Origin of the sequence: Falsiruegeria mediterranea M17 (genome assembly GCF_900302455.1) — a bacterium.
GTDB lineage: Bacteria > Pseudomonadota > Alphaproteobacteria > Rhodobacterales > Rhodobacteraceae > Falsiruegeria > Falsiruegeria mediterranea.
Genome location: NZ_ONZG01000009.1, coordinates 43,138 through 69,622, shown reverse-complemented (window position 1 = coordinate 69,622; position 26,485 = coordinate 43,138). Strand labels below are relative to the sequence as shown.

The window sequence follows — 26,485 nt, the reverse complement described above, 5'->3', positions numbered from 1 at the left end:
CTTGTGACATTGCCTTTGCTTGGTTCAGACCACACCATAAAGGCCTACCTCGCCCTAATGCACATCACGACAGGCGTGGGCTGGAAATCCAAATGGAATTGGGGCACGACTGTTTCCAACCGTTCTCCTTCATCAACCCGACGCGCACATCATGACCGACCTGACCCTGTTTCACACCGCCGAGGTTCACCGTGCCACATTTGATAAATTGGCCCAGCGCATTGCTCCTACGGCCAGACTAATCCATGTGGTGCGGCCCGACTGGCTGGATCGGGCCCAAGGTGGGATTGATGTCGAACTGTCCAACGAGATTCAGACCGAGATCGCCGATGCGTCAAATGCACTATGCACCTGCACCACCATCGCTGACGTTGCCACGCAAGCCGGAGCAATCCGCGTTGATCGTCCAATGATGGAAATGGCGGCCGCAACCGGTGGGCCGGTGTTGATGGCCTATTGCCTGCAAAGCACATTGATCCCATCCAGCGACCTGCTCAAATCGGCGTTCCAGGAACGCAGACAACCCGCAACGATCAGAACGCTCCCCCTGATGACGCTGTGGGAACTGTTCACCAGCGGACAGGTTGACCAATTCTCAAAGGGAATCGCCGATCACATCGATAACGCGGTGCGTCTTTGGCCGGATACAACCGCCGTTGTTCTGGCGCAGGCCTCGATGGCGCAGGCGGCGCAGCATGTGACAACAGCAATCCCTGTGTTGTCATCCCCCGAGTTGGCGCTCAGGCGTGGATTGGGTTTGTAGCATCGTTCCGATGGGTTCCAAAGAAAAAGGCAGGGCTTGAAGGCCCTGCCCTAATAATCTTTCGCGTTGGGATCAGTGACCGAAAACGCCGTTCTTGACCCACTGCATCTTTTTGCCCTTGGCCCCCATCCGCATCATCAGACACGAGGTGTTGAGACGGTTGAAGTAGAGGATATCCAGCTTGTACCAACCGGCCTTTGGCACTTCGACTTCGGACACGATGGTGCTGTCGCAAGTCTGACGCCCGTCGAAATGGCCCACGCGCTGACCGCCGATGCGGGCATCGATACCGTCGTTGGTGAAAAAGTCTATCTGATAAACTCCGGGCGCTTCAAAGCGAATGTAGCCTTTGATCGCGGCCGCCACGTTCTCGGCCCGACCCGAGGTCAGGGTCGGATCACCCTTGTTGTTGTCGCGATAGTCCAGACCCCGCAGCGGCGCGCCGCGCTTTGCTCCTGATTTCAGGACCGAGCGGGCCTCGGACAGGTATTTGATGTGCCGACCTTCCTTGGCGAACCCATAGGTCACCGACAACCCGGGTTTCACCCCACCGGGCTGTGGGCTGGCCGGTTTCAGTTTCAAAGGCGCGGCTCCGGCTGCTGTCGCGATCACGAACGACAGCGTGGCGGCAGCTGCGATCAGAATGGATCTCATATTGGTCTCCCTGTTGAGGACGTCGCCGTCGGCTTTTGCCGATCTTTTGCAACGAAAATGCTACAAGCTGGGCTGAGCCTAGGCGGCAATCCGCATTGCGGCAAGGGTTGGCGTGTTCACAATTTCCCCCTCTGGGGTATCCGGTACTCAGGCGCGCAAATCCTTTGGCGAACCCAAGACAACATAAGACGTGATCGACGTTACATGCGGCAGCATGCCCAGAACTTCTGTGTGAAACATCTTGTAAGCGGGCAAATCGGCGCATTCGACGCGCAGCAGGTATTCGATGGTGCCGGTGGTGTTGTGGCATTCCACAACCTCGGGCACCTGTTGCAAGGCGTTTTCAAACCCCTCTTGCGCCGCCTTACTGTGCTCTCCAAGGCCAACCCCAATGTAGGCCACAATTCCAACGCCAAGGGCCGCCGGGTTCAACACCGCGCGATAGCCCGCGATCACGCCAGAGCGTTCCAACTCTTGCACACGACGCAGGCAGGCCGACGGCGACAAGCCAACCCGATCCGCCAGCTCTAGATTAGACATGCGCCCATCGCGTGACAGCTCTCGCAATATATATTGATTTATCTTATCTATCTTCGCCATTTGTTGTGCAAATTGCACAAAGTCAGCACAAAACGCAATTTCATTTGGCCCAAAATCCGCGAATCTGCGCGTCATGACCCATGAACTGCTCCTTGCACTTGTTGCCTTTGCTTTTGTGTCCTCGATCACGCCGGGACCCAATAATCTGATGCTGATGGCATCCGGCGCAAATTTTGGATTCCGGCGTACAATCCCGCATATGCTGGGCATTGGGCTGGGGTTCACGTTCATGGTTCTTCTTGTGGGCGCGGGTTTGGTGCAGGTGTTCGACGCAGTCCCCGTCAGCTATCAGATACTAAAGGTCGTTTCGGTGGCCTATCTTCTCTATCTGGCTTGGAAAATTGCGAACGCCGCCCCGGTCAAAGGGCAAGAAGACGCCGGAACACCGATGACATTTCTACAGGCCGCCGCGTTCCAATGGGTCAATCCAAAAGCCTGGACTATGGCCCTGACCGCGATCACCGCCTATACGCCCAGCCAAAATTTGGGAGCTGTGGTGATCGTTGCCCTGGTCTTTGGCGCAGTCAACCTGCCCTCGGTAAGCACGTGGACCGTGTTGGGGCAACAAATGGCGCGGATTCTGACAAACCCGCGCCGTTTGATCTTGTTCAACTGGACCATGGCCCTGCTGCTGGTGGCCTCGCTCTATCCGGTTTTGTTTCCCTGAACCGCACTATTTGAGCGGCAGACATATCTCGGTCAGCAAATCCTCAGGTGCTGTTGTCCGCGGGTTGTTCAGGCTGATCTCATAGCACGGCGCGTCAGCAGGTTCTTCGCCGCTTTCGGGCAGCCATTGACCGAACAGGGTCTGATAAGCTGCTGCCAGTCCCGAATATGGCCCCTTGTAGGTCATGACAGCGGTTTTGCCGCCGTCGATGGACCATTCCTCTAGTCCCTCGGGGATTCCGTTGCCACGCCATTCGGCCCCGGCCAGGCTGGTCAATTCGGCTTCAGGCACCACTTCGGGATTGTCCAGATAGACACCAATAACGGGGCCGACTTGTGGCCAGAGCCCGCGCGCCTCGCAGATCGCGCCAAATTTCTCAAAGCTCTGACCAATGGTGTAATAGGCCCCTGTGTGTCTCAGCATGGCCAGTCGACGTCTGGGTTCGGTTCGAATTTCAGTGGGGTGCATCGGATAATCCTCTGGATCTGGTTTCAACAATGGCGGGCGCAAGCGCCCTGCTTGGCGAAACGGACCAGGGCGCTGACCGAAATCCTCGGCAAAGGCGCGGGCAAAGCTGGCACTGTTGGGGTACCCGCAGCGCGCAGCCACCTGATCGACAGGCCAATCCGTCTGTATCAGCCAGCTTGCGGCCCGGTTCATTCGCATCCGGCGCACCGCTTGGGCGCAGGTCTCGCCAGTCATCGCCCGGAACACCCGATGCCAGTGAAACCGCGACATCGCGGCCTCATCCGCCAGCCGGTCCAGTGACAAATCACCCGCCGGATTGTCGTGAATGTAGCTTAGAACCCGCAACAGGCGGTCTTCATATCGGCCTATCATGAGGGCCCTCATTGGTCTGTTTCGCATCCCAATCAATGCCACAATCGCAGATCACAAATCTTGCTGAGTTGCATCTGCGGCAACCTGACGTCATATATCCAGCAAATTCCGCGTTGAGAGGCGTCATGACCCAGTATCTGGATTTCGAAAAACCGCTGGCCGAAATCGAAGGCAAAGCCGAGGAGCTGCGCGCCCTCGCCCGCGCCAACGAAGAGATGGACGTTGCCGAAGAGGCCGCCGCACTGGATGCCAAGGCTGCCTCGCTGCTCGAAGAGCTGTACAAGGACCTGACGCCCTGGCGGAAATGCCAGGTGGCGCGCCACCCTGAGCGTCCGCACTGCAAAGACTACATCGATGCGCTGTTCACGGAATACACGCCGCTGGCCGGCGACCGGAACTTTGCCGATGACCATTCGGTGATGGGGGGACTGGCCCGGTTCAACGATCAGCCCGTGGTTGTGATCGGCCATGAAAAGGGCAACGACACCAAATCGCGGATCGAACGCAACTTTGGTATGGCCCGCCCCGAAGGCTATCGCAAGGCGATCCGGCTGATGGAAATGGCCGGCCGCTTTGGCCTGCCGGTGATCACATTGGTGGACACGCCCGGCGCCTACCCCGGTAAGGGTGCCGAAGAACGCGGCCAATCAGAGGCGATCGCGCGCTCGACCGAGATGTGCCTCAAAATCGGTGTGCCGTTGGTGTCGGTCATCATCGGCGAAGGCGGCTCGGGCGGCGCAGTAGCTTTTGCCACGGCCAACCGCGTGGCGATGCTGGAGCATTCGGTCTATTCCGTCATCTCGCCCGAAGGCTGCGCCTCGATCCTGTGGAAAGACGCGGAAAAGATGCGCGAAGCAGCCGAGGCCCTGCGACTGACGGCGCAGGACCTGCACAAGCTGGGTGTTGCAGATCGGGTCATTGTTGAACCCAGGGGCGGCGCGCACCGTGACCGCGAGGCGGCTGTTGCATCGGTCGGTCACATGATCGAAGCGATGCTGGGCGAGCTCAAGGACATGGAGGGCGATGCCCTGGTGGCGGACCGCCGCAAGAAGTTCCTCGACATGGGGTCCAAAGGGCTCGCGGCGTAACCACCTAACGTTCGGCGTGGTGGCTCGGGGGGCTCCCGCGCCCGCGCTGCCCCCTGCTGCCGCAGGAGACGCTGGCGGGCCTTGGGCCGCGCCTCGCTTCGCTCGTCAGTCGGTGCTTATGCATACCACACCGAACAACAGCTCTGGCTTCGCCCAAGCCGCCGATGGTTCCAATCCGCATGAAACGCGCGCAACCGCACCGCGCACAGCGCGGCGCTACGCCAAGGCCGTTAGCGGTGCCGCCGAAGTCGGGATCGCTCGGGTGCGGGAGCCCCCCGCCCCCCGAAAAACACCGTTCCACGAACGGCTTTTACCCGCGCAAACGCTGCAACAACGCAACGGACGGTTCACCCGTCACCGTCAGCCCATTGGCACCTTGATAGCTGCTGATCGCGGCCTTGCTCTTGGATCCGATCACCCCATCTGCGCCGCCAGTATCATACCCGGCCTTGGTCAGCCGCGTTTGCAGCTCCTTGCGATCGTTCAGTGTTAGCCCGTTTACATCCGGTCCAAATGGCGTCTTGAGTGGCCCGCCACCCGCGATCCGATCCGCCAGATGGCCAACCCCAAGCGCATAGCTGTCCGAGTTGTTATAGCGTTTGATGACCGAGAAGTTCTTGAACACTGCAAACTGCGGCCCCGGTTTCTGGGGCTGAATCACAGAAACCGGCGTAGCCGACCGGGCGGCAGCCGAACCGACCTCTCCGCCCCAGGTCTGCCCGCGCACCCAGCCCGAGCGCTGCAAATAGGCGGCGGCCGAGGCCAAGGCATCAGTGGGATCGTCCGACCAGATGTCACGACGGCCATCGCCGGTGAAATCCACCGCATAGGCCAGATATGATGTCGGGATGAACTGCGTATGACCCATTGCGCCGGCCCAACTACCGGTCATGTTGGCGGGCGTCGTATCGCCGTTTTGCAAGATCTTCAGCGCTGCCACCAGTTGCTTCTCAAAGAAAGCACCACGACGCCCGTCATAAGCCAGGGTCGACAGGGCCGAGATTACCGGGATATCCCCGCGGCGCGCGCCGTAACGGCTCTCCAGCCCCCAGATCGCCAACACGATCTGCGGCGGCACGCCATAGCGTGCCTCCAACTGGGACAACAACGAACTGTAACGCCCAAGCATCTGCTTGCCGGTCGCGATCCGCTCGTCCGAAGCAGCAATGGCGAGGTAATCCTCAAGCGTGCGTTTGAATTCGGTCTGGTTGCGATCGCGCTCGATCACGATGGGCAGATAGCCCGCCCCGCGAAAGGCGGTGTTGATGGTGGACTGGGAAATCCCCTGCCCCGAGGCTCGTGCCTTGAACCCGTCAACCCAGGCGTCCCAGCCTGCGTTCGGCACCGATTGCACCCGGGGCTTGGCAGCGGGTGCCGCCACGTTGTTCGACCCACAGGCCGACAACACCAAAGCCCCGACACCAAGCGAGAAAAACCTGCGATCCATCATGACAAATACCTGCTCATTGTTTTGCAGGCAGGATACCGCGATCAGGCGCGCCAAGCCAGCAGGCGTTTCTCGAATTTCCCGATGATCCAGCTGGTAAGGACCCCCAAGGCCGACAGAATGACCACACCGGCAAAAAGCCGCTCAAGATCATAGAGTGATCCAGCCTGCAGGATGTAAGCCCCTACCCCATATTCAGCCCCTAACATCTCGGCCGCGACCAGCAGGATAATCCCGATGGCCAGGCTTACTCGGAGGCCGGACAGAATTCCGGGCAACGCACCCGGCAGGACGATTTTACGCACGATCGACAACCAACTGAGACCAAAGCTCTGCCCCATGCGGATCAACCCGCGGTCCACGTTGTCGACTGCGCCGTAGGTGGCGACAATTGTGGGGGTGAATGTTCCCAATGCGATGAGTGCATATTTTGATCCCTCATCAATACCGAACCAGATCACAAAGAGCGGTAACAGAGCGATCTTGGGGATCGGGAAAATCGCGGCCACAACCGGCACCAACCCGGCGCGGACATAGGAAAACAACCCGATCAGCACGCCGATGCCGATACCTGCCGAGACGCCCAGCAGAGACCCCACGATCAACCGGGTCAGCGACGGCCCCAGATGCGTCCAGAGCACGCCAGATTGAGCCAAATCCAGAAGCGTTGCACCAACATCCGACGGGCGCGGCAGGGTCAGGTTCGAAATCCACCCCTCCCGCGTGCCCCATTCGACAAAGAGCAGCAGAACAACGAAAACCACCACGCCCACGCCGCGTTTGGTTTGCGGGCGAAAGCCGCCGCCACGAAAGGGGACGCTCTGCTCAGCCATGCACCAACTCCTGATCCGCGGCCAAAGCCTCGTCCCGCATCAGATGCCACAGGCGCGTTTGCAGCGCGCCCAACTCAGGCAGGCCCGGCGTGCGCTCGGACAGTGGCACGTCAATCCGGATCACCTCGCGAATGCGGCCAGGGCGCCGGGACAGAACCGCGATCTGGTGGCCAAGGCGCACCGCCTCAGAAAGATTGTGGGTCACGTAGACGGCCGTAAACGGTTGGCGGGCCCAAAGACTCACCAGATCCTCCATCAGCAACTCACGCGTCTGCGCATCAAGTGCCGACAGCGGCTCATCCAGCAGCATCACCGCCGGGTTGACGGCCAAAGCGCGCGCAATCGCAACCCGCTGTTTCATCCCGCCCGACAGTTGCCGGGGCAGTGCGTCGCGAAAATCGCTCAGCTTGGTGCGGGCCAGAACGCTGTCGATGATCTGATCGACCTGAGCTTTGGGCAAGCCATGATCCTCGAGCACGAGCGAGATGTTTCCCGCCACCGTTCGCCACGGCAGCAGCGCAAAGTCCTGAAACACGAAGGTCAACGGGTTGAGGCACCCCTCGGGCGCCTCTCCCCCTTGCAAAACCTGCCCCTGGTCCGGCTGCTCCAACCCGCCGAGCATCCGCAGCAAAGTGGATTTGCCGCATCCGGACGGGCCGATCACGCACAGGATCTCGCCCGCAGGAATGCGCAACGACACGTCATCCAGCACCAGCATGTCGCCATAGCGGTGCGTCAGTTGATCCAGGGTCAGGTCCATTTTTGCGTCAGATGGTCGGCGCGTAGGATGAATCGACCAGCGTTTCCGAAGTGATGCTGTCCTTGATGAGACCTTCAGATTTGAACCAATCCAACTGGTCCTGCACGCTCGACATGTTCAGGCCTGCGTTCTGATTGATCCGCATCGCCCCGTTGCGAATGGACTTCTCCGCCTTTTCGAACGGGCGATCCGCATAAACGTATTTGTGGATCAGCTTGACCATATCTGTCGCGGCCTGATCCCCCGCCGTTTTGTCAACCAAAGCGGCGTTGAAATCATCCGCGCCGCGCGAAAACGCCCGCAAGAAGCCCTCGGTCTGGCCGCGCTCGTTTTCAGCGTTGTTGGCCGAGGTAAAGACCGTGGTGACCTGATAGTTCGGGATGTAGTCGGCCACGTTACCGATGATCTTGACCGCACCGGCTCCAGCCAGCCCCTTGGCGATATGCGGCACGATCGACCAGGCGTCGACCTGCCCCGATTTCATCGCGCCGATGATGGCACCCACCTTTTGCAGCGGTTTGAATTTGACGGAAACACCTTCGGCGGCGGAAATCTTGGACCCCATGTAGTGGAAGGATGATCCCGCCTGAGTGACGGCATAGTTCTTGCCACCCAAAGCTGCCGGGCTGGTCAGGCCAGCCTCATAGGCCGCATTGGACGCCAGGATCTTTTGCCCGTCGATGCCCTTTTCCTCGCTCAGCGCGCCGCCGATCACCTTGGCCGCGCCCTTTTCAGCAAGGCTGACCAATCCGCCCGAGATCGCGGTCACGGCGTAATCTGCATCGCCCGAGGCAATTGCGACCGCCATAGGCTGAGCCGCCTGAAAGAACTTGAACTCGACATCCAGCCCTTCATCCGCGAAATAGCCGCGCTCGAAGGCCACAAAAGACGCCGCGTGGCTGGTGAAACGCAGCGCGCCAACGGTCATCTTGGTGTTGGCCAGTGCCGGTGTGCCCAGCATCGGCAAGGTGGCGGCGCCACCCAAAAGGCCCATGGCTCCACGGCGTGAAAAATTGGTCATGATCACTCTCCCCTAAAAATTCCGTCTCACTTTAAGACTTTATGAAATCTGGGCGCAATCCCGCAAACGCGTCTCATGTCACCAGCAAACGCAAGCCTTGCGTCACGTCCGAGCGCACGGCCAGGCGCAGCCCCGGTTCATCGCCGGCCTTGAGCGCAGCAATGATCAGCTTGTGACCCTGTGGCGGATCTGTCCGGCGCAATCGACCATAAAGCGCGCGCATCGTTGGCCCCAGCTGCAGCCAAACGGTTTCGGCCATGGCCAACATCGCCGGAGCTTGCGCCCGCAAATAGAGCGTACGGTGAAATTCCAAGTTCGCGCGAATGTATCCCACCGCGTCTCGCTTGGTGACCATCTCCGCGACGTTCATGTTGATGGTCTGCAGTCGGTCGATCAACGCAATATGGGCACGAGGCAGGGCGCGACTGGCCAGCTCAACCTCAAGCAAGGCGCGCAAGGCCGCCAGCTCTTCAATCCGATCATTGGTCAGTTCCGGCGTCGACACCCTACCTGAGGCCGACAAAAACAATGCACCCTCAGCCACCAGTCGGCGCACGGCCTCTCGTGCGGGCGTCATCGACACCTCGAACTCAGTTCCGATGCCACGAAGGGTCATCGCCTGCCCCGGTCCAATCTCTCCGTGCATGATCCGGGTTCGCAATATGCGATACACTCGGTCGTGGGCGGAAGCGGTCTGTTCGGTCGAGCGGGCGTTCATCATGATCCCCATATGTGATCACAAAATGAAAACGGGTCAACCATCGAACCGATATCGGTGAAGTGACGCCCCCTCATCCCGCAACCATTGCCGTTGCTGAAAATAGGGACCGTGAATATCCTCAACCAGATCCCAAAACGCCTGCGAATGGTTCATCTCATTCAGATGGGCAACCTCATGCGCGGCCACATATCGCAAAACAGGCGGGGGGGCCAAGATCAACCGCCAAGAATACATCAAGCCACCTTGCGCAGAACAAGACCCCCAGCGAGAGCGGGTATCGCGGATCGATATGCGCGAATAGGACCGCCCCAGACGGGCGCTGTAGAAATCCGAGGCATCGGCCAGTCGATCACGGGCCAACTCCTTGAGAAACCGTTCCAAGCGGCGCGGCGCGGAGTTGACCGGCACCAATACCACATCGGCTTTCACGGCCACGTTGCGTCCGGTTCCCACCTCCACGCGAAGCTCAACTCCTTCGACGGGGATGGTCGATCCGATGTTGACACTTTCGTTCGATTGTCGAGCCTCGAGATGGGATCTGATCCAGTCCTCTTTCTCTGCCGCAAACTCCAATGCATGCCGCTCAGGCACGCCATTGGGCATGGTCAGCGTCACGCGACCGTCCAGTTGCGAGATCCGCAGACTGATCCTGCGGGCACGCGCCGACCGGCGCACCGTCAGTGGTACGGGCGGATGTCCGGGCAGGTGGTGATCAGCCATGCGGCCTCCCATTTGCTCAAAGGCTTTGACAGTGCCCACGTCATGTGGCACCTGACCTGAATCGTCGACGACTCACCTGATATCAAGGGGATTTCACATGCCCAAGGAAGAATGGGGCGTAAAACGCGTTTGCCCAACCACCGGCAAACGATTTTATGACCTGAATAAAGATCCGATTGTCAGCCCCTACACGGGCGACATCGTGGAACTGGACACCGGTAAAAGCCGGATGATCGCAGCGGATGCCGAAGATGCGGCAACCCTGAAGAACAAACAGTCGATGGACACGGAAGACGTCGTTCTGGATGATGACGACGATGTCGATGTCGATCTGGGCGATGATGTTCTGGACGACGATGACGACGAGGACAACGTATCCTTGGACGAAATCGCCGACGTTTCATCCGAAGACGAAGACTCGTGATTGACTGAAGGGCCGGGTTTTTCCCGGCCTTTTCTTTTGTGTCGAGGCGTGCTGGCAACGCCCGCCAAACCGACAAAATTTTTCGGACAATCGACGTTTTTTGACTTGCGCTCCTGCCTGTCCTTTCATAAACGTCCGTCCACCGCAGCAGCGGTAGCATGGGGCCTTAGCTCAGTTGGGAGAGCGCTTGCATGGCATGCAAGAGGTCAGGGGTTCGACTCCCCTAGGCTCCACCATTTCCCTGGATTCTCGAGAAACTTGACTTGCCTGTGGCAAGCACTTTGCCCCTTATGGCCAAGTAAGTTGAACTTGCTCAGATGGTACCGGGAACCTGGCGACAAAAGCGCCACGCGCGGCCCCGTCGCCCGAAGCTGAGCTTGCTTAAGATATCAAGCCAGCGATGCCATGGTTCCGATCAAAACTGCACAACACATCAAGTTCGGCATCTCCATACCATTGGTTTCCTCAGCCAATGCAGATCGTTGCTGGATTTCCGTCATTTGGGTCATCGTTACAACCAAAGCTGTCTTCATGAGTTGAGCACTGGCCATTTGCCTGCACAAGCCTTTGCACTGGCTGTTGTCGACGCAGCTCTGCCCGGCATCCAGGGCAGGCAGGGTCAGCTTTCGCTTACATCAACCTTCCCCTTTCCACCTGGCAGCTTGCGTCTGCATGAGCGACATCCGAGTTAGATGCCGCGCGGCCAAAACCCGTTTGGCACACCGCGACACACAACACGCCAACAATCAGCAATGCATTTTTCATATCAAGCACCCGAATAGTTTCAGACGGCTTTGGCGTCGCGGATGGTTAGCTGTGGATCGCCAGCGAGTGACCAGGTTTCACCTGTGACGATCATTCTGTTGCCAACCTTTAGATGATCAAAATCAAAGTCGGATTCGGGCCCCAGATTGGGAATTGAAATCACGGCATTGTAGGTGTTTCCGCTGTCATCACGAACAACCAGAGTGTTACCGTCTTTTTCCGGTTTCACAGCGAGGATTTCAACCTCGATCTCTTGGAGGTCAACAATGCCATCGATCGGGTTTGGTGACGTTGTCTGACAAGCCGCGGCAAAGAGCAAACCAAGCGATACGAGAAGCAATTTTACTAGAGATTTCATGGGTATTTCTTTCACTTTACGTGTTTCATAGCATGACAATTGGGAGCGTCCCACGAGAAGGCGCATGGCCCATAGCTGTACGTTCGACGATGCCGTTCACTTCGCCGCGCACCTGAAGGGTGATTGCCGCTGCGGTCCCGCCACGACTGCGCCCACGTCTGTCAAATTGCGTGTGACCTGGAACACTAGATGAATGCGTGGCTTCAATTCCGTGAAGACAGGTCCATGTGGAACATTCTGATCGGATCTTTGCTGGTGGCATCCAACTTCCAAAGATCCTCTAAGAACGTGAGTCTGGCTTGAACATCCTTCGGATGGCTGAAAACAAACGGGTTTACAGGCAACCGATGGGCAGACCACATGCCACTTCGTATCAGATCATCAATATCTCAAGACACGCGTTATTGTGGTGAATGTCAGATCAAGTTGGACGCAGGCTGCGAAACCTTATGATCACAGGGTGAACAGCCGACCGAACCCATTGACCTCATCGCTCAGCCCGATTGCCCGCAGCGTTTGCCAATAGACAGCTGCATTGCAGGCCACGATAGGCTTGCCGTGTTCCGCCTCTAGCTCCTCAATCAACGAGACCACGGGCAACGCCGTTCCGACCTGCAAAATGGCATCACAGTCAGAGTTCGCCACCCTGGCAAACACCGCGCGAATGTCATCAAGGGATGTTTCGCAAATCTCGGGCAGAGACGGCGCGCAAGTACCTTCGATGGCAACCACCTCAAATCCCGCTTCTTCAGTATTGGCCTTCACATGTTGGTCAATCTCTGCGTTGAAGGGTGTCACAACCGCAACTCGTTTGGCCCCAAATGCGCGCAGGGCTGCGTGGTCAGCGGCAGAGGCATTCAGGACCGGCACCCCCACCGCGTCTTCCAACTCGGCACAGCGCCGCGCGAGCCGATCGACACCGCCGGGGCCTGCGTCCGTGGTCAGCCCGATGCACAAAGCCGCCGGATTGCAGTCCATCAGCTTGAGCGCCTCTTCGATCAGGTCGTCGGAAACGGCATCCCCGCCCAAACGAAACCGTTGCATCTGGTTGGTCACGCCGCCGGGCCGCAACAGCTCCAACTCGGGCTGAACAACGGTGTTCATGGCAGGGGTCATGACGCCTATGATGGCGCGGGGGGCAAGAGTGTCAGCCATGGTTTTCTCCGGTCAGGTGGGTGTTCAGGCCGGTCATTCCACCGATGTAAATCTGGTCACCGACAATCGTTTCCATGTCACGCTCCAGATCCCTTGCGCAGTCGAACCGGCTCTCCCAGACGCCAAGCGTTTGATTGGTATGAGTGATCGGGATGAACCGATGGGTCGAGACATAGTTCTGCACCGGCAGCGGGCTGTCGATGATGTCGTAGGTGTAGAAATGCTCCACATCCGACAGTTCAAGCAGGGTCTCGCGGAACACGGCCCCATCCACGATATCGAGGTGCCGAATGCTGCCCACAGCTGTGGCCGAGCCTGTTTCCATTCGGGCCGCGGCCACGCCGGGATTCCACTGATCGACACCATCGAACGCGCGAACAGCGGACCAGACCGCATCAATCGGCGCATTCAGGATCATGCTTCGGTACACGTGCATAGGTCACTGCTCCTTTGGGTTGATCCAATGTTAAATCCCGGTCTTGAGCCATAGGCCCGCAAAAACCGACTTCATCATGTCGTTTTTTCGAAAGCAACTGTCTCATTCAGCGCGTTGCCTGAGGGGAAGCAGCAAGATCGGAGCAGGCATTGGCACGGCGGGCAAGAGAGCAACACACGCCACGCGGCACTCGCGTGACACCTCCGCCCCACGGCGGCACCTTTCGCCCATTAGGCCCCCGGCGGCTGGACCAGATCACTCAGGCCGCCTTTGATATCCTTGAAAAGATCGGCATGGCCGACTGCCCCGAAGACGTCGCCGCATTGGCCATCGAACAAGGCGCAAGACGCCGTGACGATGGGCGTCTGTGTTTCCCCAAGACAATGATCGACGCCACGCTGTCCAAGGCCATGAGACGCGTCAACCTGCCGGGGTTTTCCGAGGATTTGGGCCTGACCATCGGCGGCGGCAATGTTCACATCGGCACCGGTGGTGCAGCGGTCGAAGTTCCTGACGACGCAGGCGGATTTCGTGCCGCGCAACTTGCGGATCTCTATCAGCTGATGCAGATCGTGGGTCGGGCTGAAAACATCCACTACGGTGTTCGCCCCATCGTGGCCCGCGACATGGAAACAGCCTGGGATCTGGACGCAAACACCGCTTTTGCCTGCCTCAAGGCCTGCCCCAAACCCATCGGAATCAGCTTTGACACCGCGCAACACGTGCCGCGCATCACTCAGATGTTCGACATCGCCCTGGGTGGCGAAGGCCGGTTTCGCCAGCACCCATTTTGCATGGGGATCATCGTGCACGCAGTCTCGCCCTTGCGGTTTGCCCCCGAAGGCGTCGAGATCATGAAGGCCGCGATCCAGGCCGGAATGCCGCTGCAAATCTGCACCGCAGCGCAGGCTGGCGCGACCAGCCCGGTGACTTTGGCTGGTGCCTTGGCGCAGGGGCTGGCCGAGTCGCTCGCCGGATTGATCATCGCCAATGTCCTAAGCCCCGGCTTCCCCACCATTTTGGCCTTCATGCCTTTCATCAGCGACCTACGAACAGGCGCGATGACCGGCGGCAGTGGCGAGGCCGCCGTGGCCAACGCCGCCGCAGCGCAGCTGCTGCTGAACCTCGATATCCCCTCGACTGTCTCGGCCGGAATGACCGACGCCAAAGAGCCGGACGCTCAGGCGGGTTATGAAAAGGGCTATACCGTTGCCCTGGCCGCACAGGCCGGGGCGGACATGATCAACCTCAGCGTCGGCATGCTCGGCTCACTCATGGTCGCCTCGCCCGAGGCGCTGGTCATCGACGATGACATGTGCGCCGCCATCCTGCGGTCCGTACGCGGGGTTGAGCTGGCCGATGATGCGCTGGACCTGGAGATGATCGAGGCAGTTGCCAGTGGCCCGGGTCATTACCTGGGCGAAGCACAGACCCTGGCCCGGATGCGGACCGAATACGTCTATCCCGCGCTGGCCGACCGCCAAAGCGTGCAAGACTGGCAAGAGGCCGGGCGCCCGGCCCTGACGGATCGCGCCAAGGACCGCGTGCGCGAGTTGACGGCGCAAGCGCCAACACACCTGCCCAAAGACCGCGAAGCCGCCATTCGTGCCGCGTTCGACATCAAAGTGCCCAAGGATCATACATGAACAGTCATAAGCGCGTTGTTGTCATTGGTGGGGGCGCCGTTGGGTGTTCGATCCTGTATCATCTGGCCCTTGCGGGGGTGACCGACACCCTGCTTCTGGAACGCGACGAGTTGACCAGCGGCTCGACCTGGCACGCCGCGGGCAACATCCCGACCTATGCGACCTCATGGCTGGGGATGCGGGCCGGGAACTATGGCTGGCAGCTCTACAAGGATCTGGGCGATACGGTCGACAGCCCGATCACTTACCGCCACACGGGTGCCTTCTGGCCCGCCCATACCAAGGAACGGATGGAACTGTTTGGGCACCTTGAAGGAATCGCAAACAGCGCCGGTTTCGACCTGCACCGTCTAAGCCCGTCCGAGATGGACGCCATGCACCCGTTCTGGTCCCCAGATGATACTGTTCTGGGCGGGATCATGGACCCCTATGAGGGCGATATCGACCCAAGCCAGTTGACCCAGGCGCTGGCCAAGGGCGCGCGCGATCTGGGCGCACAGATCAAGCGGTTTTCACCTGTGACCGGCATCGCTCGTACGGCCAGCGGCGAATGGCAGATCTCGACCGCAACCGAGACGATCACCGCGGAAATAGTCATCAACGCGGGTGGGTTCTATGGCGCCAGGATTGCCGCAATGGCAGGGCTGAAAGCGCCGGTCATCACGCTGGAGCACCAGTATCTGGTCACCGAACCCCTGGCCGAGCTTGACGCCCATCCTGACCTCTTCCCGCTGGTGCGTGACCCGGATATCCGCTTCTATCTCAGACGCGAGCGCAACGCCTTCCTTCTGGGCTCTTACGCCCACGCGGGCCGCCCGGCCTGGCCCACCGAAGGCCCACCGGACGACTTTGCCCATCAGTTGTTTCCCGACAGTGTCGAGGACATCCTTGAAGTGCTTGAAGACACCATTGTACACGTCCCCCTGCTGGCCGAGGCCGGAGCGCAGCGGTTCGTCAACGGACCCATTGCCTATGCGCCGGATGCCCTGCCGCTGGTCGGGCCTGCGGCAGGCGCACCGAATTTCTATCACGCCACAGGGGTGCAGGTTGGGATCACCCATTCGGCCGCCATCGGCAAGGCGATGGCCGAATGGATCACCCAAGGTGAGACCGAATGGGACCTCTCTGCCTGGGACCCGCGCCGGTTTGGCGAGTGGGCGACACCTGATTACGCCCATGCCCGTGCATCCGAACATTACGATCTGCAATATGCCATCCCCTATCCGCATCGGAACATGCAATCCGGCCGCCCGATTCAACGCACGCCATTGTATGACCAACTCAAAGCCTCTGGCGCGGTGATGGGACAAATCGGCGGATGGGAACGTGCGTTCTGGTTCGAAACACCCGACCACCCCGACACCGGCGCGCTGAGCTACCACGAAGAACCCTGGCACGCAGCCGTGAGCGGCGAGATCGAGGCCATTGCCAGTTCGGTGGGCGTCATGGACCACGGCGGCTTCACCAAATTCACGGTCGAGGGACCGGGCGCCGAAGCCTATTTGGACAGCGTTTTTTGCGGAACCATCCCCAAACCCGGGCGGATCAAGCTGAGCTATATGCTCACCCCAAACGGACGCATTTACTCCGAGGCCACAATCGCGCGCCTGTCCGCAGAGCGCTTTGTCCTGTGCGGTCCAACCCTCGCCAGCCTGCGCGATTTCGACCTGCTGTCAGAGCAACTGCCCGACACCGGCGTCACCCTGTCGATGGGGCACCAAAAGGACGGTGCACTGATGGTGATGGGCCCCAAATCTCGCGCGTTGCTCACTGAGTTGACCGAGGCCGATCTCTCTGCTGCCGCCGCCCCATGGATGTCAGTGGCCGAATGCCAGATCGCGGGCGTGGACGTCATCGCCATGCGCGTGTCTTACGTCGGCGAACTGGGGTGGGAACTGCATGTGGCAAGCGCCGACCTGCCCAAACTTTATGGAGCGATCATGGAGCGCGGCGCAGACTTTGATGCCGTACAATTCGGCTCTTATGCGCTGAATTCCATGCGGATCGAAAAGGGGTATCACGGTTGGGGTGCCGATTTCGGCACCGAATACACCCTCTTTGACGCGGGGCTGCAGGGGTTTGCCAAACCCGACAAAGGCACGTTTCAGGGGCAAGCGGCGCTGGTGCGGCAGGCGGGTCAACCCGTCGATTGGGAATGGGTTGGGTTGGAGGTGACCGAACCCTCACCAGAACCCTTAGCGTCCGAACCTATCGTCAAGGACGAAAAGGTCATCGGCTATGTCACCTCGGGCACCCATGGCATCCGCACCGACAAAACGCTGGTTTTGGGCTATGTGGAACGCGGGACACTGGCAATGGACGAGGCCTGCCATGTCCGCATTCTTGGGGAAGATCACACAGCGATTCGGCACGATCCCGCACAATACGATCCGCAAAACCTGCGGCTCAAGCAATAGCGCTTAGCTTAGTACCTGCAGATACCGACGCACCGCTTCGGGGAAACCCATCACCAAAGCATCGGCCGTGATCCCATGGCCGATGGATACTTCGGCCAGATCTGGCACGACCTCTTTCAGCGCGGGCAGATTTGACAGCGTCAGATCATGCCCGGCATTCATCGTCAGCGCCCTTGAACCGGGCTGGGCGTTGTGCCCCGCCTGCCGCGCCGCATGGGCCGCATCGTTCAGGCGGCCCAACTCTCCACCGTGCTCGGATCGCTCGAAAAGTGCTGCATAAGGTCCGGTATAGAATTCGATCCGGTCCGCCCCCACGTCGCCCGCAGCACAAACGTCAGCCGCGTTGACATCCACAAAAAGCGAGACCCGCTGACTGTTTGCGTGCAAGGCGTCAATCGCACTACCCAACAATTCCTGATTCTGCTCCACCTGCCAGCCATGATCGGATGTGGACTGGCCGGGATCGTCCGGCACCAGCGTCACCTGATGGGCTCTGGACGCCATTGCCAAGTCAAGGAAGTCTCGCGATGGATACCCTTCGACATTGAATTCGGCCTCGGGGTAATCCGCGGCAATCAACGTAGCCAGATCATGAACGTCATTGAACCGGATGTGCCGTTGATCGGGGCGCGGGTGAACCGTGATCCCGTGCGCGCCCGCATCAAGCACAAGGCGCGCGGTATCGACGACACTGGGCCAGGGCATGTCCCGGCGATTTCTCAGGAACGCAACTGCGTTGAGGTTGACCGACAGCTTCGTCGGTGTTGCAGCAATATTGTCCGGCATCAAAGGGATCCTTAACCCGTCAAATTCAGTCTTGCCTTAACAATCATGATGGACGCTCAGAACCTCCAATACTGGACAATTGAAGCAGACCAATTTCATGACTTTCCACGGCTTGTTTTTGCAGGTCCGAGTTAGATGGACATAGGCTTTGTGCCTGCTCCAGACCCATTGGGTGTTTTGAAACACGCTGCCCTCTTCTGCCCTGGCAACGGCGTTCGCGCCGCTACATAGGACGGATTGATCCAGAACCCGCAAAACACGCTTGCTTTCTGGATATGTTAGCGCTAACTATTGCGCGAATGACGAGTGTCGAACAAGTTTCGCAAGGGGAGAGGCGACGTGACATTGAAAATTGCGATCAACGGTTTTGGCCGCATCGGGCGAGGTGTGTTGCGGGCGCTGCTGGAAAGCGGAACCGAAGACATGCACGTTGTAGCCATCAATGACTTGGCCCCGGCCGAGACCCTGGCGCATCTGCTAAAGTACGACAGTGTTCATGGTCGGCTTGCACAGCCCGTGATGCTGGATGGGTCCACCCTTAGGGTTGGCAACCACACCATAAGCTTCACCCAGGAACCTGCGCCGGAAAGGCTGCCTTGGCAGACCGTCGACATCGCTTTTGAATGCACCGGACGTTTCACTTCTCGCGAACATCTGCAAAGACACTTGCAGAACGGGTCCAAGCGGGTTCTGCTGTCCGCCCCCGGAACCAACATGGACCGCACAGTGGTCTTTGGCGTCAACGACGATCAGCTGACGGCTGATGACCTGATTGTCTCGAATGCATCTTGTACCACCAACTGCCTGGCCCCCGTCGCCATGGTACTGGATCGCGAATTCGGAATTCAAACCGGATACATGACCACCATCCATGCATTCACAGGCGACCAGCCAACACATGATACCCCTCACCGCGATCTCTATCGCGCGCGCGCTGCATCAGTGTCGATGATTCCGACCTCGACCGGCGCCGCACGCGCTATCTCGCAAGTGTTGCCACAGCTCGAAGGGCGCCTCGAAGGCTCGGCTATCCGTGTGCCGACTGCCAACGTGTCGCTGGTCGATCTCAGTTTTGTACCGAAACGTCCCGCGACCGTTGACACTGTCAACGCCGCGATCAAAGCCGCGACGAAAGGGCCGTTGTCGAACATCCTGGCGTACGAGGATGCCCCTCTGGTTTCGGCCGACTTCAATCATGATCCGCATTCGTCATGTTTTGCGGCCGCGCAAACCACCGTGACACGCGACGGGATGGTCCGTGTCGTCAGCTGGTATGACAACGAATGGGGCTTCTCCAACCGGATGCTCGACACCGGTCGCGCCATCGGGCGGGCGATGCAAAACACGCTGACAACGCGGCTGGCGGGCTGAACAGGCTTAGGCCTGTTCCGCGATCTCTTGCTGATGATCTGCAATCAGGGTTTCCCGCAGAACCTGGGTTATTCGCGTCGGCTCGGGACGTTTGCGTGTGATGATTGCAAATTGGGTTCGATAGTGCAGCTCATTCGGCATCACCGCGCGCATCAGGCCTCGGGCCTGAAACGGCTCAGCAAGGTGATCGGGCAGGAATCCGATGTAACTGCCTGACATGATCAGAATCGTCAAAGCGTGCTCGGACTGCACCTTCGCCGAACGCCTCAGCTTAAGTTGTTGGCCAATCCGCAAGTTCGGAGAATTCACACTGATGCCTACATAGTTGCTGGCACGTACGTCATCCAACGAAATACCGTCCTGATCGGCTTCAAAAAATGGATGGCCAACGCCGCAGTACATGAACATGTGCTCGCCATAGATCGGGCTGTAATCCAAACTTTCAGACGGGCGGTTCAACGGTACAATCCCCAAGTCCAACTGCCCCTCGATCACCTGGCTTTCGATGACAGTCGGTGGTTCCAACGACAGTTCGACCTGCACCGCCGGGGCGATGTCGTTAAACTTGCTGATCGACCGGGCGACATGGGCCTCGGGGTTCGATGCGCACAAATCAAACAGCGCCACCCGCACGGTGCCTGCCAGGTTCTCCTTGATCTCATTGACCTCGACGCGGAATCGGCTCACGGCAGCCAACAGTTCATCCGCCGCTTCCAATACACGGGCGCCTTCTTCAGTCAGCGAAAACCCTGCCGGCCCACGATGACACAGCACCAGCTCCAACCTCGTTTCCAGATCCGAAATGTGTTTCGAGATTGTGGAGCGCCCGATGTTCAGCTCGGTTTCCGCAGCGGAAAGACCACCACTATCAACCACCGCTTTGAAAATTCTTAACAATCTCAGATCGGCATCCCCGATCCGGGTGACCAAAGACTTTTTTGCCATTCTACGTTGGCCAATTATGAAACTTTGCGCGAACAAGTTTACATTCAAGAAACATATGAAACAACCTAAGACCACCTCCACCGGGGTAGAATCGGACTGGCTCAACTCTCCCCGCGCCAGCGCGCTCTCCGGCCAATCGACAAATGGGAGGACCTCCATGTCATTTTTCAAAAAGCTCAGCACCCTGACCGCCGCCGTTTCCGTGGCCGCGATCATGGCAGCGGGCGCAGCCGACGCCAAAAACTTCAAGATCGCTGTTGGTGACGGCGCAGGTGGTACACAAGAAGCTCTGGGCAAAGCGTTCATCGCTGCTCTGGAAGAGAGCACAGATCATACTGCAACTCTGTTCCTGAACGGCCAGCTGGGCTCTGAGCAGGACACCGTGAACGAGGCAGCAATCGGCACCCTGGATTTCTCGATCCTGGCGATCAACAACGTCACACCGTTCTCGCCGACCGTCGGCACACTGACCCTGCCCTACATGATCCTGTCCCTGGAAGATGCTGAAAAGCTGACCCAAGGCCCCGTCGGTCAAGAACTGGTGGAAAACACCATCCGCGACTCGGGTGTTCGCATCATCGGTTGGGCCTACTCGGGCTTCCGCGTTCTGACCAACTCCAAGCACCCGGTCAAATCGGTTGCAGACCTGTCGGACCTGGTCATTCGTACTCCGAAGAACGAAATCATGATCGCGACCTACCAGTCGTGGGGTGTAAACCCGACGCCGATGGCATGGTCGGAAACCTTTGCTGGTCTGCAGACCAAAGTTGTTGATGGTCAGGACAACCCCTACATCACCAACTACGCGATGAAGTTTGACGAAGTTCAGACCTACATCACCAACCTGCGTTACCTCTTCTCGATTGAGCCTCTGATCGTCTCCGAAGCTGTATTCCAGGGCATGTCGGCTGACGACCAAGCTGCCGTTCTGGCCGCTGGTGAAGCTGCAACTCAGTTCTCGGCTCAGTATCTGCGCGATCAGGAAGCGACCATCAAAGCCACCCTGCAAGAGCGCGGCATGGAAATCGTTGATCCTGAGAACAACGAAGAAGAGTTCATCACACTGGCGACCGAAGCCGTCTGGCCGAAATTCTACGACTCGGTTGGTGGCATCGACAAAGTGAATGCTGCTCTGGCCGAAATCGGCCGCGATCCGGTCAAGTAAGACCCCGCAGAAAAGACCGGTAAGAGCGCGATCCTCGCGCTCTTTCCTTTCTCAGGGAGGAGTAACAAGAAATGTTCTGGAAATTCCTGGACAACATAGAAAGCGTCATCTGCCGGATCCTTCTGTCCGGATTCGTCGTTCTGTTGTTCACACAAATCATCGCCCGCGAGGTATTCGGCTTTTCATTCAGTTGGATCGAAGAACTGTCCGTCTACATGTTCGTCTGGTTCGTCTACTTCGGCGCAAGCTACGCCGCGCTGAAAGGGGCCCACAACCGGGTGACCTTCCAGTTCCGCTTCCTGCCTGATGGCGCGATCAAATACATCGAAGCATTTGCCGACATCTTCTGGCTCTTCTTCAACGTCTATTTCATCTACCTGGCTTCTGATTTCGTCTTCAACAAGATGAACAAATTCTGGAAATCCCAGACCTTGGGCATCGAGATGAAGTACATCTACATGGTGCTGCCCTTTGCGTTCACGCTGATGACCATCCGCGTCATTCAGGTGAACTATCGCAAACTGATCAAAGGCGAAGAAATCGCTGATCCCGATCAGATCGACCTCGACGAAATCAAAGCTGCCACAGACGCAGCGAAATCCAACTGATTAGGGGGGAGTAGTCATGGAATCTGAAATCGTAAGCATCCTGTTTGGAACCTTCCTGTTCTTGTTGCTCATCGGTGCGCCCATCACGGTCGCGCTTGGGTGTGCATCGCTGATCTCGTTCCTCTATCTGGATGAGAACCCAATCAAATTCGTGCAGATCGCCTTTACCTCGGTCGGGTCCTTCCCACTGATGGCGTTGCCTGCCTTTATCCTTGCTGGTGCCTTGATGGAGGCGGCCGGCATCTCGAAACGCCTGATCAACGTGGCCGAAAGCCTTGCCGGTCCGTTCACCGGTGGTATTTCAGCTGCGACCGTTATGGCGTGCTTGTTCTTCGGCGCGATCTCGGGTTCTGGCCCGGCGACCACCGCTGCTGTCGGCATGCTGATGATCCCGGCAATGATCGACCGCGGGTACGAGCGCGGCTATGCATCTGCCATCACCGCCTCGTCGGGTGGTCTGGGCATCATCATCCCGCCGTCGATCCCGATGGTTATCTTCGGCATTGCCGCGCTTGGCTTTACCGCTCCACCCGAAGCGATCGAAAAATTCGGCACCTTCCAGTCGGTTTCAATCTCGAAACTGTTCATCGCAGGTTTCGTCCCGGCTTTCCTGATCGCTGCTTCGATCATGACACTGAATTACTTCATGTCAAAAAAGCGCGGTTACTCTGGCTCGGCAGAGGGTTGGTCGGCCAAGAACATCGGTTGCGAAATGTACCGTGGGTTCTGGTCTCTGATGGCACCAATGGTGATCCTGGGCGGTATCTATACCGGCTTCTTCACCCCGACCGAGGCTGCGATTGTCGCGATCTTCTACACCCTGTTTGTGGGCGTGGTCATCTACCGCGAAATCACCTGGGCCAAGCTGTTCCAGGCGTTGGAAGCCACCACATGGCTGACAGGCCGCGTGCTGCTGATCCTGTTCACCGCAACCGTGTTTGGCCGCCTTCTGGTGGAAAACCAGATCCCGGCGATCATCGCGGATTCGATGCTCAGCTTTACCGAAAACCTTTACGTCATTTGGGCGCTGATCATCTTCTTCCTGCTCTTCGTGGGTATGTTCATGGAGACACTGGCAACCATCCTGATCCTGGTTCCGGTGATGTTGCCCGTGGCCTATTCGGTGGGCATCGATCCGATCCACTTTGGTGTGGTGATGGTCTGTACCCTGGGCATTGGTTTCCAGACACCGCCACTGGGTGAAAACCTGTTCATCGCCAGCGGTATTTCGAACATCTCGATCGAAGAGATCTCGCTCCGCGCCCTGCCGTTTGCAGCCGTGAACACGATCGCAATTTTCGTTATCGCCTTCTTCCCGGAACTGTCGCTGTGGCTACCGCGCGTCTTTGGCTACTGACTTGAAAGGATAATTCATGGAACCAATGGTTACGCATATCCTGTTTGCCACCGACCTGTCGCACAACTCGACATATGCTTTGCGCCACGCTGCCGCGTTGGCGCAAAGCACCGGGGCCAAGATTCACGTGCTGCACGTGAACGAGCCCCTGTCGGACGATGCCAAGGTCACGATGGAGATGTTCATCTTGAACGAGGACACCCGCAAAAAAGCCACCGAGCGCCGCCACGAGATGGTGCGCAAGGTCCTGGCCGAGCGGCAAGCCAACTTCTGGGCCAAGTTCGAAGGGGACGACGCAAAGATCAAGGATCAGGTGGCCTCGATCGAGGTGACCGACGGCCACCCAGCCGAGGTGATCCTGCGTCGCTCGCAAGAGCTGGGCTGCGACCTCATTGTGTTGGGCGCCCACGATCATGGGTTCTCGCACACGTTCCTGGGCACCGTGGCCAAGCGCGTTCTGCGCCGCTCGGCCATCCCGACGCTGATCGTACCGCACCCCACCTCCGGGTGAGGTTCTGAACCAAGGCCGTTCGCGCATGTCACAACCGGCATGCGCGAGCGGCCCCTGCCCCGCCGGGCAGAAAGCTTTTCGACATCATGTTGCACGACGACCTGATTTCGAAACGCTTAACTCAAAAGGACAAAAGCAATGACCAAAACCCTGACCGCGCAGGACCTGGCGGACACGTTCGACGCGTTCAACCGTCACGACATCGACGGTGTGATGACCCATTTTGCCGATGACTGCGTATTCTACACCGTCGGTGGTGACGAGAAATTCGGCAACAAGGTCGAAGGCAAAGAAGCCATCGCCGCCGCTTTCTCGGCTGTTTGGGCCGGCATGAAAGACGCGCATTGGGATCACCACAGCCACTTTGTCCACGGTGATCGCGCCGTGTCCGAATGGACTTTCTCGGGCACCGATGCGGACGGCATGCGGGTCGAAGCCGAAGGCGCCGATCTGTTCACCGTGCGTGACGGCCTGCTCACTGTGAAACAGGCGCTGCGCAAGTCGCGCCCGATGTTCAAAGCCTAAGGCAGCACGCCGCAACCAGAGGAGTTAAGAATGGTGGACAACAGCATCCCTCGTCACTGGCCCAAAACCAGCTATGATCCGAAGTACGATCCGATCATTGATGCTGGCCCGGGACACAACCGTGATCATGCACCGACCTATTGGATCGGCACTGCGGGCACACCGCCTGCTGATGATGGCCCCGTGTCAGGAGACATGGAAGCTGACGTTGTGATCGTCGGGTCGGGTTACACCGGCCTGTCGACCGCCATTCACCTCGCCAAGGAACACGGCATTCAGGCCGTGGTCCTTGAGGCCAACACTGTGGCCTGGGGCTGCTCGACTCGCAACGGCGGGCAGGCCCAGATCTCATCCGGTCGCCTCAAGCGGTCGCAATGGATCAAACGCTGGGGCGTCGATGTGGCCAAAGGCATGCATCGCGAAGTGTCCGAGGCGTTTGATCTGTTCAATGACCTGATCGCCAGCGACGACATCGACTGCGATCCGCAGACTGGTGGGCACTACTACATCGCGCACCGTGAAAAGGTGATGGCAGGGCTGCAAAAGGAAAGCGACCTGCTCAACGGCACATTTGGCTATGGCTCTCGTGTGATCAGCAAAGAGGAATTGCAATCCGAGCATGTGAACGACCAGGATGCCTATGGCGCCATGTGGGAGCCCGACGGCACCTGCATCCACGCCGCCAAACTGGCGTTTGGCTATGTGAACATGGCTCGTCGTCTTGGCGTCAAGATCCACACCGCTAGCCCGGTGATGGGGTGGGAGACCAAAAATGGCATCCACCATGTCCGCACTCCTGGAGGTATTGTCAAAACAAAAACCGTTGCGTTGGCGACAGCGGGTTACACGCCTCCGGGCCTGAACTCCAAAACCAAGCATCGCCTGATGCCGATCTTGTCCAACTCGATGGTAACGCGCCCGCTGACCCAGTCGGAGCTGGACGAATGCGGCATCAAGACCATGTCGCCGTTGACCGACACTCGCACCCTGCGCCACTACTACCGCCTGTTGCCAGACAATCGGGTTCAGATCGGCTCGCGTTCGGCTGTGACCGGGCGTGACGCCGAAAACGACAAGCACCTGCAGCTGCTGCGCGCCAACCTGGCCCGCAAGTTCCCGGCGCTCGAAGACATCAACCTCGACTACTCCTGGTGGGGCTGGGTCGACGTCAGCCACGACATGATGCCCCGCATCTTCCAGCCTGACCCAAAACAGCGCGTATTCTACGCCATGGGATACGGCGGCAACGGCGTGATGTACTCAGCCCAAGCGGGTCGCCGTATGGCGCAGCTGGTCGCAGGCAAGAAGGATGAGGCATTCAACCTGCCCATCTTCACCTCGCCCTTGCCCAGCCACGGCCTGCTGACCCCGTTCCGCCGAATGGGACAACGCATGGCCTATATCTGGTACTATCTCAAAGACGAAGTGATCTGATTACCTCCCCAACTCAGGCCCCTTCGGGGGCCTTTTTCCTTATAGGAGACGACAACCATGACGACCGCACCCCATGTCATTTCCCTGTTTGACGAACCCGCCTCGCGCAGCGAACGCCGCCTGGCCGATCTGCCCGACCGCGTCACCGAAGGCGACCCACACCACAAGGTCGGCATGCATTTCACCAGTCCCGATGGCAAGCTGTCCGCGGGCACTTGGACCTCGACCCCCGGCAAATGGCACGCTTTCACCGACAAGGACGAATATTGCTACATCGTGTCCGGCCATTGCGCGCTGATCCACGAAGACGGCACCCGCCAGGACTTCAAGACCGGCGACAGCTTCGTGATCCCCGACGGTTTTCGCGGCTTCTGGGAAGTGGTCGAAACCACCACCAAGCATTTCGTCATTCGCGACACCGCGAACTGACAAAATCCTCGACCACATCGGTCGAGGATTTTTAATTCG

The 26,485-nt window shown here is 58.7% G+C and carries 28 protein-coding genes and 1 tRNA gene; 15 read left to right on the top strand and 14 right to left on the bottom strand.

Features of this window, described 5'->3' with window-relative positions:
• Positions 1 to 151 precede the first annotated feature (151 nt).
• Positions 152 to 763 carry a hypothetical protein gene (locus TRM7615_RS17160; protein WP_108789753.1) on the top strand — a complete coding sequence of 204 codons (612 nt, stop codon included), beginning with the start codon at positions 152 to 154 and terminating at the stop codon, positions 761 to 763.
• Between the two features lie 72 nt (positions 764 to 835).
• On the opposite strand, the gene TRM7615_RS17155 is transcribed toward TRM7615_RS17160, so the two are convergent.
• Positions 836 to 1,417: a PA14 domain-containing protein gene (locus TRM7615_RS17155; protein WP_108789751.1), complete on the bottom strand. Its 582-nt coding sequence runs from the start codon at positions 1,415 to 1,417 to the stop codon at positions 836 to 838.
• Positions 1,418 to 1,564: 147 nt separating this feature from the next.
• Positions 1,565 to 2,017 carry an Lrp/AsnC family transcriptional regulator gene (locus tag TRM7615_RS17150; protein WP_108790076.1) on the bottom strand — a complete coding sequence of 151 codons (453 nt, stop codon included), beginning with the start codon at positions 2,015 to 2,017 and terminating at the stop codon, positions 1,565 to 1,567.
• A 73-nt stretch (positions 2,018 to 2,090) separates the two neighbouring features.
• Here TRM7615_RS17150 and TRM7615_RS17145 point away from each other — a divergent pair, with 73 nt between their 5' ends.
• A complete protein-coding gene (locus TRM7615_RS17145) occupies positions 2,091 to 2,684 on the top strand; it encodes a LysE family translocator (protein ID WP_108789749.1) in 594 nt (197 codons plus the stop codon).
• Between the two features lie 6 nt (positions 2,685 to 2,690).
• On the opposite strand, the gene TRM7615_RS17140 is transcribed toward TRM7615_RS17145, so the two are convergent.
• Positions 2,691 to 3,524 (bottom strand): AraC family transcriptional regulator, encoded by an 834-nt coding sequence (locus TRM7615_RS17140; protein ID WP_108789747.1) that lies wholly within the window; start codon positions 3,522 to 3,524, stop codon positions 2,691 to 2,693.
• A gap of 125 nt (positions 3,525 to 3,649) precedes the next feature.
• Between TRM7615_RS17140 and TRM7615_RS17135 the strand changes: the two genes are divergently transcribed.
• Positions 3,650 to 4,612 (top strand): acetyl-CoA carboxylase carboxyltransferase subunit alpha, encoded by a 963-nt coding sequence (locus TRM7615_RS17135; protein WP_108789745.1) that lies wholly within the window; start codon positions 3,650 to 3,652, stop codon positions 4,610 to 4,612.
• A 310-nt stretch (positions 4,613 to 4,922) separates the two neighbouring features.
• Here TRM7615_RS17135 and TRM7615_RS17130 read toward each other — a convergent pair whose 3' ends face one another.
• The 6 genes from TRM7615_RS17130 to TRM7615_RS17105 form a co-directional block, all read right to left on the bottom strand.
• The gene (locus TRM7615_RS17130; protein ID WP_108790074.1) at positions 4,923 to 6,062 is read right to left on the bottom strand and encodes a lytic murein transglycosylase; all 1,140 of its coding nucleotides are present in this window, start codon (positions 6,060 to 6,062) and stop codon (positions 4,923 to 4,925) included.
• Between the two features lie 41 nt (positions 6,063 to 6,103).
• Positions 6,104 to 6,892, bottom strand: a complete 789-nt coding sequence (locus TRM7615_RS17125) for an ABC transporter permease (RefSeq protein ID WP_108789743.1) — start codon at positions 6,890 to 6,892, stop codon at positions 6,104 to 6,106.
• On the bottom strand, positions 6,885 to 7,652 hold the full coding sequence (locus TRM7615_RS17120) for an ABC transporter ATP-binding protein (protein WP_108789741.1): 768 nt from the start codon (positions 7,650 to 7,652) through the stop codon (positions 6,885 to 6,887). The genes TRM7615_RS17125 and TRM7615_RS17120 overlap by 8 nt, the downstream gene beginning before the upstream one ends.
• Positions 7,653 to 7,659: 7 nt before the next feature.
• Entirely contained in the window at positions 7,660 to 8,673 is a 1,014-nt protein-coding gene (locus TRM7615_RS17115; RefSeq protein WP_108789739.1) for an ABC transporter substrate-binding protein, read from the bottom strand.
• Between the two features lie 73 nt (positions 8,674 to 8,746).
• Positions 8,747 to 9,391: a GntR family transcriptional regulator gene (locus TRM7615_RS17110; RefSeq protein ID WP_370739827.1), complete on the bottom strand. Its 645-nt coding sequence runs from the start codon at positions 9,389 to 9,391 to the stop codon at positions 8,747 to 8,749.
• Positions 9,392 to 9,427: 36 nt separating this feature from the next.
• Entirely contained in the window at positions 9,428 to 10,114 is a 687-nt protein-coding gene (locus tag TRM7615_RS17105; protein ID WP_108790072.1) for a M48 family metallopeptidase, read from the bottom strand.
• Between the two features lie 97 nt (positions 10,115 to 10,211).
• Between TRM7615_RS17105 and TRM7615_RS17100 the strand changes: the two genes are divergently transcribed.
• Complete coding sequence (locus tag TRM7615_RS17100) at positions 10,212 to 10,538, top strand: TIGR02300 family protein (RefSeq protein ID WP_108789735.1); 327 nt, start codon at positions 10,212 to 10,214, stop codon at positions 10,536 to 10,538.
• A 160-nt stretch (positions 10,539 to 10,698) separates the two neighbouring features.
• A tRNA-Ala gene (locus tag TRM7615_RS17095) sits at positions 10,699 to 10,774 on the top strand.
• Positions 10,775 to 11,322: 548 nt separating this feature from the next.
• On the opposite strand, the gene TRM7615_RS17090 is transcribed toward TRM7615_RS17095, so the two are convergent.
• The 3 genes from TRM7615_RS17090 to TRM7615_RS17080 form a co-directional block, all read right to left on the bottom strand.
• Positions 11,323 to 11,676 (bottom strand): hypothetical protein, encoded by a 354-nt coding sequence (locus tag TRM7615_RS17090; protein ID WP_125133704.1) that lies wholly within the window; start codon positions 11,674 to 11,676, stop codon positions 11,323 to 11,325.
• 438 nt (positions 11,677 to 12,114) lie between these two features.
• On the bottom strand, positions 12,115 to 12,816 hold the full coding sequence (locus TRM7615_RS17085; protein ID WP_108789731.1) for a maleate cis-trans isomerase family protein: 702 nt from the start codon (positions 12,814 to 12,816) through the stop codon (positions 12,115 to 12,117).
• On the bottom strand, positions 12,809 to 13,252 hold the full coding sequence (locus TRM7615_RS17080; protein WP_108789729.1) for an SRPBCC family protein: 444 nt from the start codon (positions 13,250 to 13,252) through the stop codon (positions 12,809 to 12,811). The genes TRM7615_RS17085 and TRM7615_RS17080 overlap by 8 nt, the downstream gene beginning before the upstream one ends.
• Positions 13,253 to 13,446: 194 nt before the next feature.
• Here TRM7615_RS17080 and TRM7615_RS17075 point away from each other — a divergent pair, with 194 nt between their 5' ends.
• Together TRM7615_RS17075 and TRM7615_RS17070 are read left to right on the top strand one after the other, a co-directional pair.
• Positions 13,447 to 14,898, top strand: a complete 1,452-nt coding sequence (locus TRM7615_RS17075) for a trimethylamine methyltransferase family protein (RefSeq protein ID WP_222850547.1) — start codon at positions 13,447 to 13,449, stop codon at positions 14,896 to 14,898.
• Entirely contained in the window at positions 14,895 to 17,315 is a 2,421-nt protein-coding gene (locus TRM7615_RS17070) for a GcvT family protein (RefSeq protein WP_108789725.1), read from the top strand. Before TRM7615_RS17075 ends, TRM7615_RS17070 begins: the two co-directional genes overlap by 4 nt.
• Before the next feature lie 3 nt (positions 17,316 to 17,318).
• On the opposite strand, the gene TRM7615_RS17065 is transcribed toward TRM7615_RS17070, so the two are convergent.
• Positions 17,319 to 18,101 (bottom strand): pyridoxine 5'-phosphate synthase, encoded by a 783-nt coding sequence (locus TRM7615_RS17065; protein WP_108789723.1) that lies wholly within the window; start codon positions 18,099 to 18,101, stop codon positions 17,319 to 17,321.
• A 339-nt stretch (positions 18,102 to 18,440) separates the two neighbouring features.
• Here TRM7615_RS17065 and gap point away from each other — a divergent pair, with 339 nt between their 5' ends.
• On the top strand, positions 18,441 to 19,472 hold the full coding sequence (gene gap, locus TRM7615_RS17060) for a type I glyceraldehyde-3-phosphate dehydrogenase (RefSeq protein WP_108789721.1): 1,032 nt from the start codon (positions 18,441 to 18,443) through the stop codon (positions 19,470 to 19,472).
• Between the two features lie 6 nt (positions 19,473 to 19,478).
• On the opposite strand, the gene TRM7615_RS17055 is transcribed toward gap, so the two are convergent.
• Positions 19,479 to 20,417 (bottom strand): LysR family transcriptional regulator, encoded by a 939-nt coding sequence (locus tag TRM7615_RS17055; RefSeq protein WP_108789719.1) that lies wholly within the window; start codon positions 20,415 to 20,417, stop codon positions 19,479 to 19,481.
• 157 nt (positions 20,418 to 20,574) lie between these two features.
• Between TRM7615_RS17055 and TRM7615_RS17050 the strand changes: the two genes are divergently transcribed.
• From TRM7615_RS17050 to TRM7615_RS17020, 7 genes are all read left to right on the top strand, one after another.
• Positions 20,575 to 21,582, top strand: a complete 1,008-nt coding sequence (locus TRM7615_RS17050) for a TRAP transporter substrate-binding protein (protein WP_108789717.1) — start codon at positions 20,575 to 20,577, stop codon at positions 21,580 to 21,582.
• 71 nt (positions 21,583 to 21,653) lie between these two features.
• Positions 21,654 to 22,190: a TRAP transporter small permease gene (locus tag TRM7615_RS17045; protein ID WP_085794163.1), complete on the top strand. Its 537-nt coding sequence runs from the start codon at positions 21,654 to 21,656 to the stop codon at positions 22,188 to 22,190.
• Between the two features lie 16 nt (positions 22,191 to 22,206).
• A complete protein-coding gene (locus TRM7615_RS17040) occupies positions 22,207 to 23,547 on the top strand; it encodes a TRAP transporter large permease (protein ID WP_108789715.1) in 1,341 nt (446 codons plus the stop codon).
• Between the two features lie 16 nt (positions 23,548 to 23,563).
• Complete coding sequence (locus tag TRM7615_RS17035; RefSeq protein ID WP_108789713.1) at positions 23,564 to 24,058, top strand: universal stress protein; 495 nt, start codon at positions 23,564 to 23,566, stop codon at positions 24,056 to 24,058.
• Between the two features lie 138 nt (positions 24,059 to 24,196).
• Positions 24,197 to 24,583: a nuclear transport factor 2 family protein gene (locus TRM7615_RS17030; protein WP_108789711.1), complete on the top strand. Its 387-nt coding sequence runs from the start codon at positions 24,197 to 24,199 to the stop codon at positions 24,581 to 24,583.
• 30 nt (positions 24,584 to 24,613) lie between these two features.
• Complete coding sequence (locus tag TRM7615_RS17025; protein ID WP_108789709.1) at positions 24,614 to 26,017, top strand: NAD(P)/FAD-dependent oxidoreductase; 1,404 nt, start codon at positions 24,614 to 24,616, stop codon at positions 26,015 to 26,017.
• A gap of 57 nt (positions 26,018 to 26,074) precedes the next feature.
• Positions 26,075 to 26,446 (top strand): cupin domain-containing protein, encoded by a 372-nt coding sequence (locus TRM7615_RS17020; protein ID WP_108789707.1) that lies wholly within the window; start codon positions 26,075 to 26,077, stop codon positions 26,444 to 26,446.
• Positions 26,447 to 26,485: the final 39 nt, after the last annotated feature.

Excerpts from the sequence above, each read along its gene's own strand:
- TRM7615_RS17160 (WP_108789753.1), top strand. The coding sequence starts at position 152 with ATGACCGACCTGACCCTGTTTCACACCGCCGAGGTTCACCGTGCCACA.
- TRM7615_RS17155 (WP_108789751.1), bottom strand. The coding sequence starts at position 1,417 with ATGAGATCCATTCTGATCGCAGCTGCCGCCACGCTGTCGTTCGTGATC.
- TRM7615_RS17150 (WP_108790076.1), bottom strand. The coding sequence starts at position 2,017 with ATGGCGAAGATAGATAAGATAAATCAATATATATTGCGAGAGCTGTCA.
- TRM7615_RS17145 (WP_108789749.1), top strand. The coding sequence starts at position 2,091 with ATGACCCATGAACTGCTCCTTGCACTTGTTGCCTTTGCTTTTGTGTCC.
- TRM7615_RS17140 (WP_108789747.1), bottom strand. The coding sequence starts at position 3,524 with ATGATAGGCCGATATGAAGACCGCCTGTTGCGGGTTCTAAGCTACATT.
- TRM7615_RS17135 (WP_108789745.1), top strand. The coding sequence starts at position 3,650 with ATGACCCAGTATCTGGATTTCGAAAAACCGCTGGCCGAAATCGAAGGC.
- TRM7615_RS17130 (WP_108790074.1), bottom strand. The coding sequence starts at position 6,062 with ATGATGGATCGCAGGTTTTTCTCGCTTGGTGTCGGGGCTTTGGTGTTG.
- TRM7615_RS17125 (WP_108789743.1), bottom strand. The coding sequence starts at position 6,892 with ATGGCTGAGCAGAGCGTCCCCTTTCGTGGCGGCGGCTTTCGCCCGCAA.
- TRM7615_RS17120 (WP_108789741.1), bottom strand. The coding sequence starts at position 7,652 with ATGGACCTGACCCTGGATCAACTGACGCACCGCTATGGCGACATGCTG.
- TRM7615_RS17115 (WP_108789739.1), bottom strand. The coding sequence starts at position 8,673 with ATGACCAATTTTTCACGCCGTGGAGCCATGGGCCTTTTGGGTGGCGCC.
- TRM7615_RS17110 (WP_370739827.1), bottom strand. The coding sequence starts at position 9,391 with ATGAACGCCCGCTCGACCGAACAGACCGCTTCCGCCCACGACCGAGTG.
- TRM7615_RS17105 (WP_108790072.1), bottom strand. The coding sequence starts at position 10,114 with ATGGCTGATCACCACCTGCCCGGACATCCGCCCGTACCACTGACGGTG.
- TRM7615_RS17100 (WP_108789735.1), top strand. The coding sequence starts at position 10,212 with ATGCCCAAGGAAGAATGGGGCGTAAAACGCGTTTGCCCAACCACCGGC.
- TRM7615_RS17085 (WP_108789731.1), bottom strand. The coding sequence starts at position 12,816 with ATGGCTGACACTCTTGCCCCCCGCGCCATCATAGGCGTCATGACCCCT.
- TRM7615_RS17080 (WP_108789729.1), bottom strand. The coding sequence starts at position 13,252 with ATGCACGTGTACCGAAGCATGATCCTGAATGCGCCGATTGATGCGGTC.
- TRM7615_RS17070 (WP_108789725.1), top strand. The coding sequence starts at position 14,895 with ATGAACAGTCATAAGCGCGTTGTTGTCATTGGTGGGGGCGCCGTTGGG.
- TRM7615_RS17065 (WP_108789723.1), bottom strand. The coding sequence starts at position 18,101 with ATGCCGGACAATATTGCTGCAACACCGACGAAGCTGTCGGTCAACCTC.
- TRM7615_RS17055 (WP_108789719.1), bottom strand. The coding sequence starts at position 20,417 with ATGGCAAAAAAGTCTTTGGTCACCCGGATCGGGGATGCCGATCTGAGA.
- TRM7615_RS17050 (WP_108789717.1), top strand. The coding sequence starts at position 20,575 with ATGTCATTTTTCAAAAAGCTCAGCACCCTGACCGCCGCCGTTTCCGTG.
- TRM7615_RS17045 (WP_085794163.1), top strand. The coding sequence starts at position 21,654 with ATGTTCTGGAAATTCCTGGACAACATAGAAAGCGTCATCTGCCGGATC.
- TRM7615_RS17040 (WP_108789715.1), top strand. The coding sequence starts at position 22,207 with ATGGAATCTGAAATCGTAAGCATCCTGTTTGGAACCTTCCTGTTCTTG.
- TRM7615_RS17035 (WP_108789713.1), top strand. The coding sequence starts at position 23,564 with ATGGAACCAATGGTTACGCATATCCTGTTTGCCACCGACCTGTCGCAC.
- TRM7615_RS17030 (WP_108789711.1), top strand. The coding sequence starts at position 24,197 with ATGACCAAAACCCTGACCGCGCAGGACCTGGCGGACACGTTCGACGCG.
- TRM7615_RS17025 (WP_108789709.1), top strand. The coding sequence starts at position 24,614 with ATGGTGGACAACAGCATCCCTCGTCACTGGCCCAAAACCAGCTATGAT.
- TRM7615_RS17020 (WP_108789707.1), top strand. The coding sequence starts at position 26,075 with ATGACGACCGCACCCCATGTCATTTCCCTGTTTGACGAACCCGCCTCG.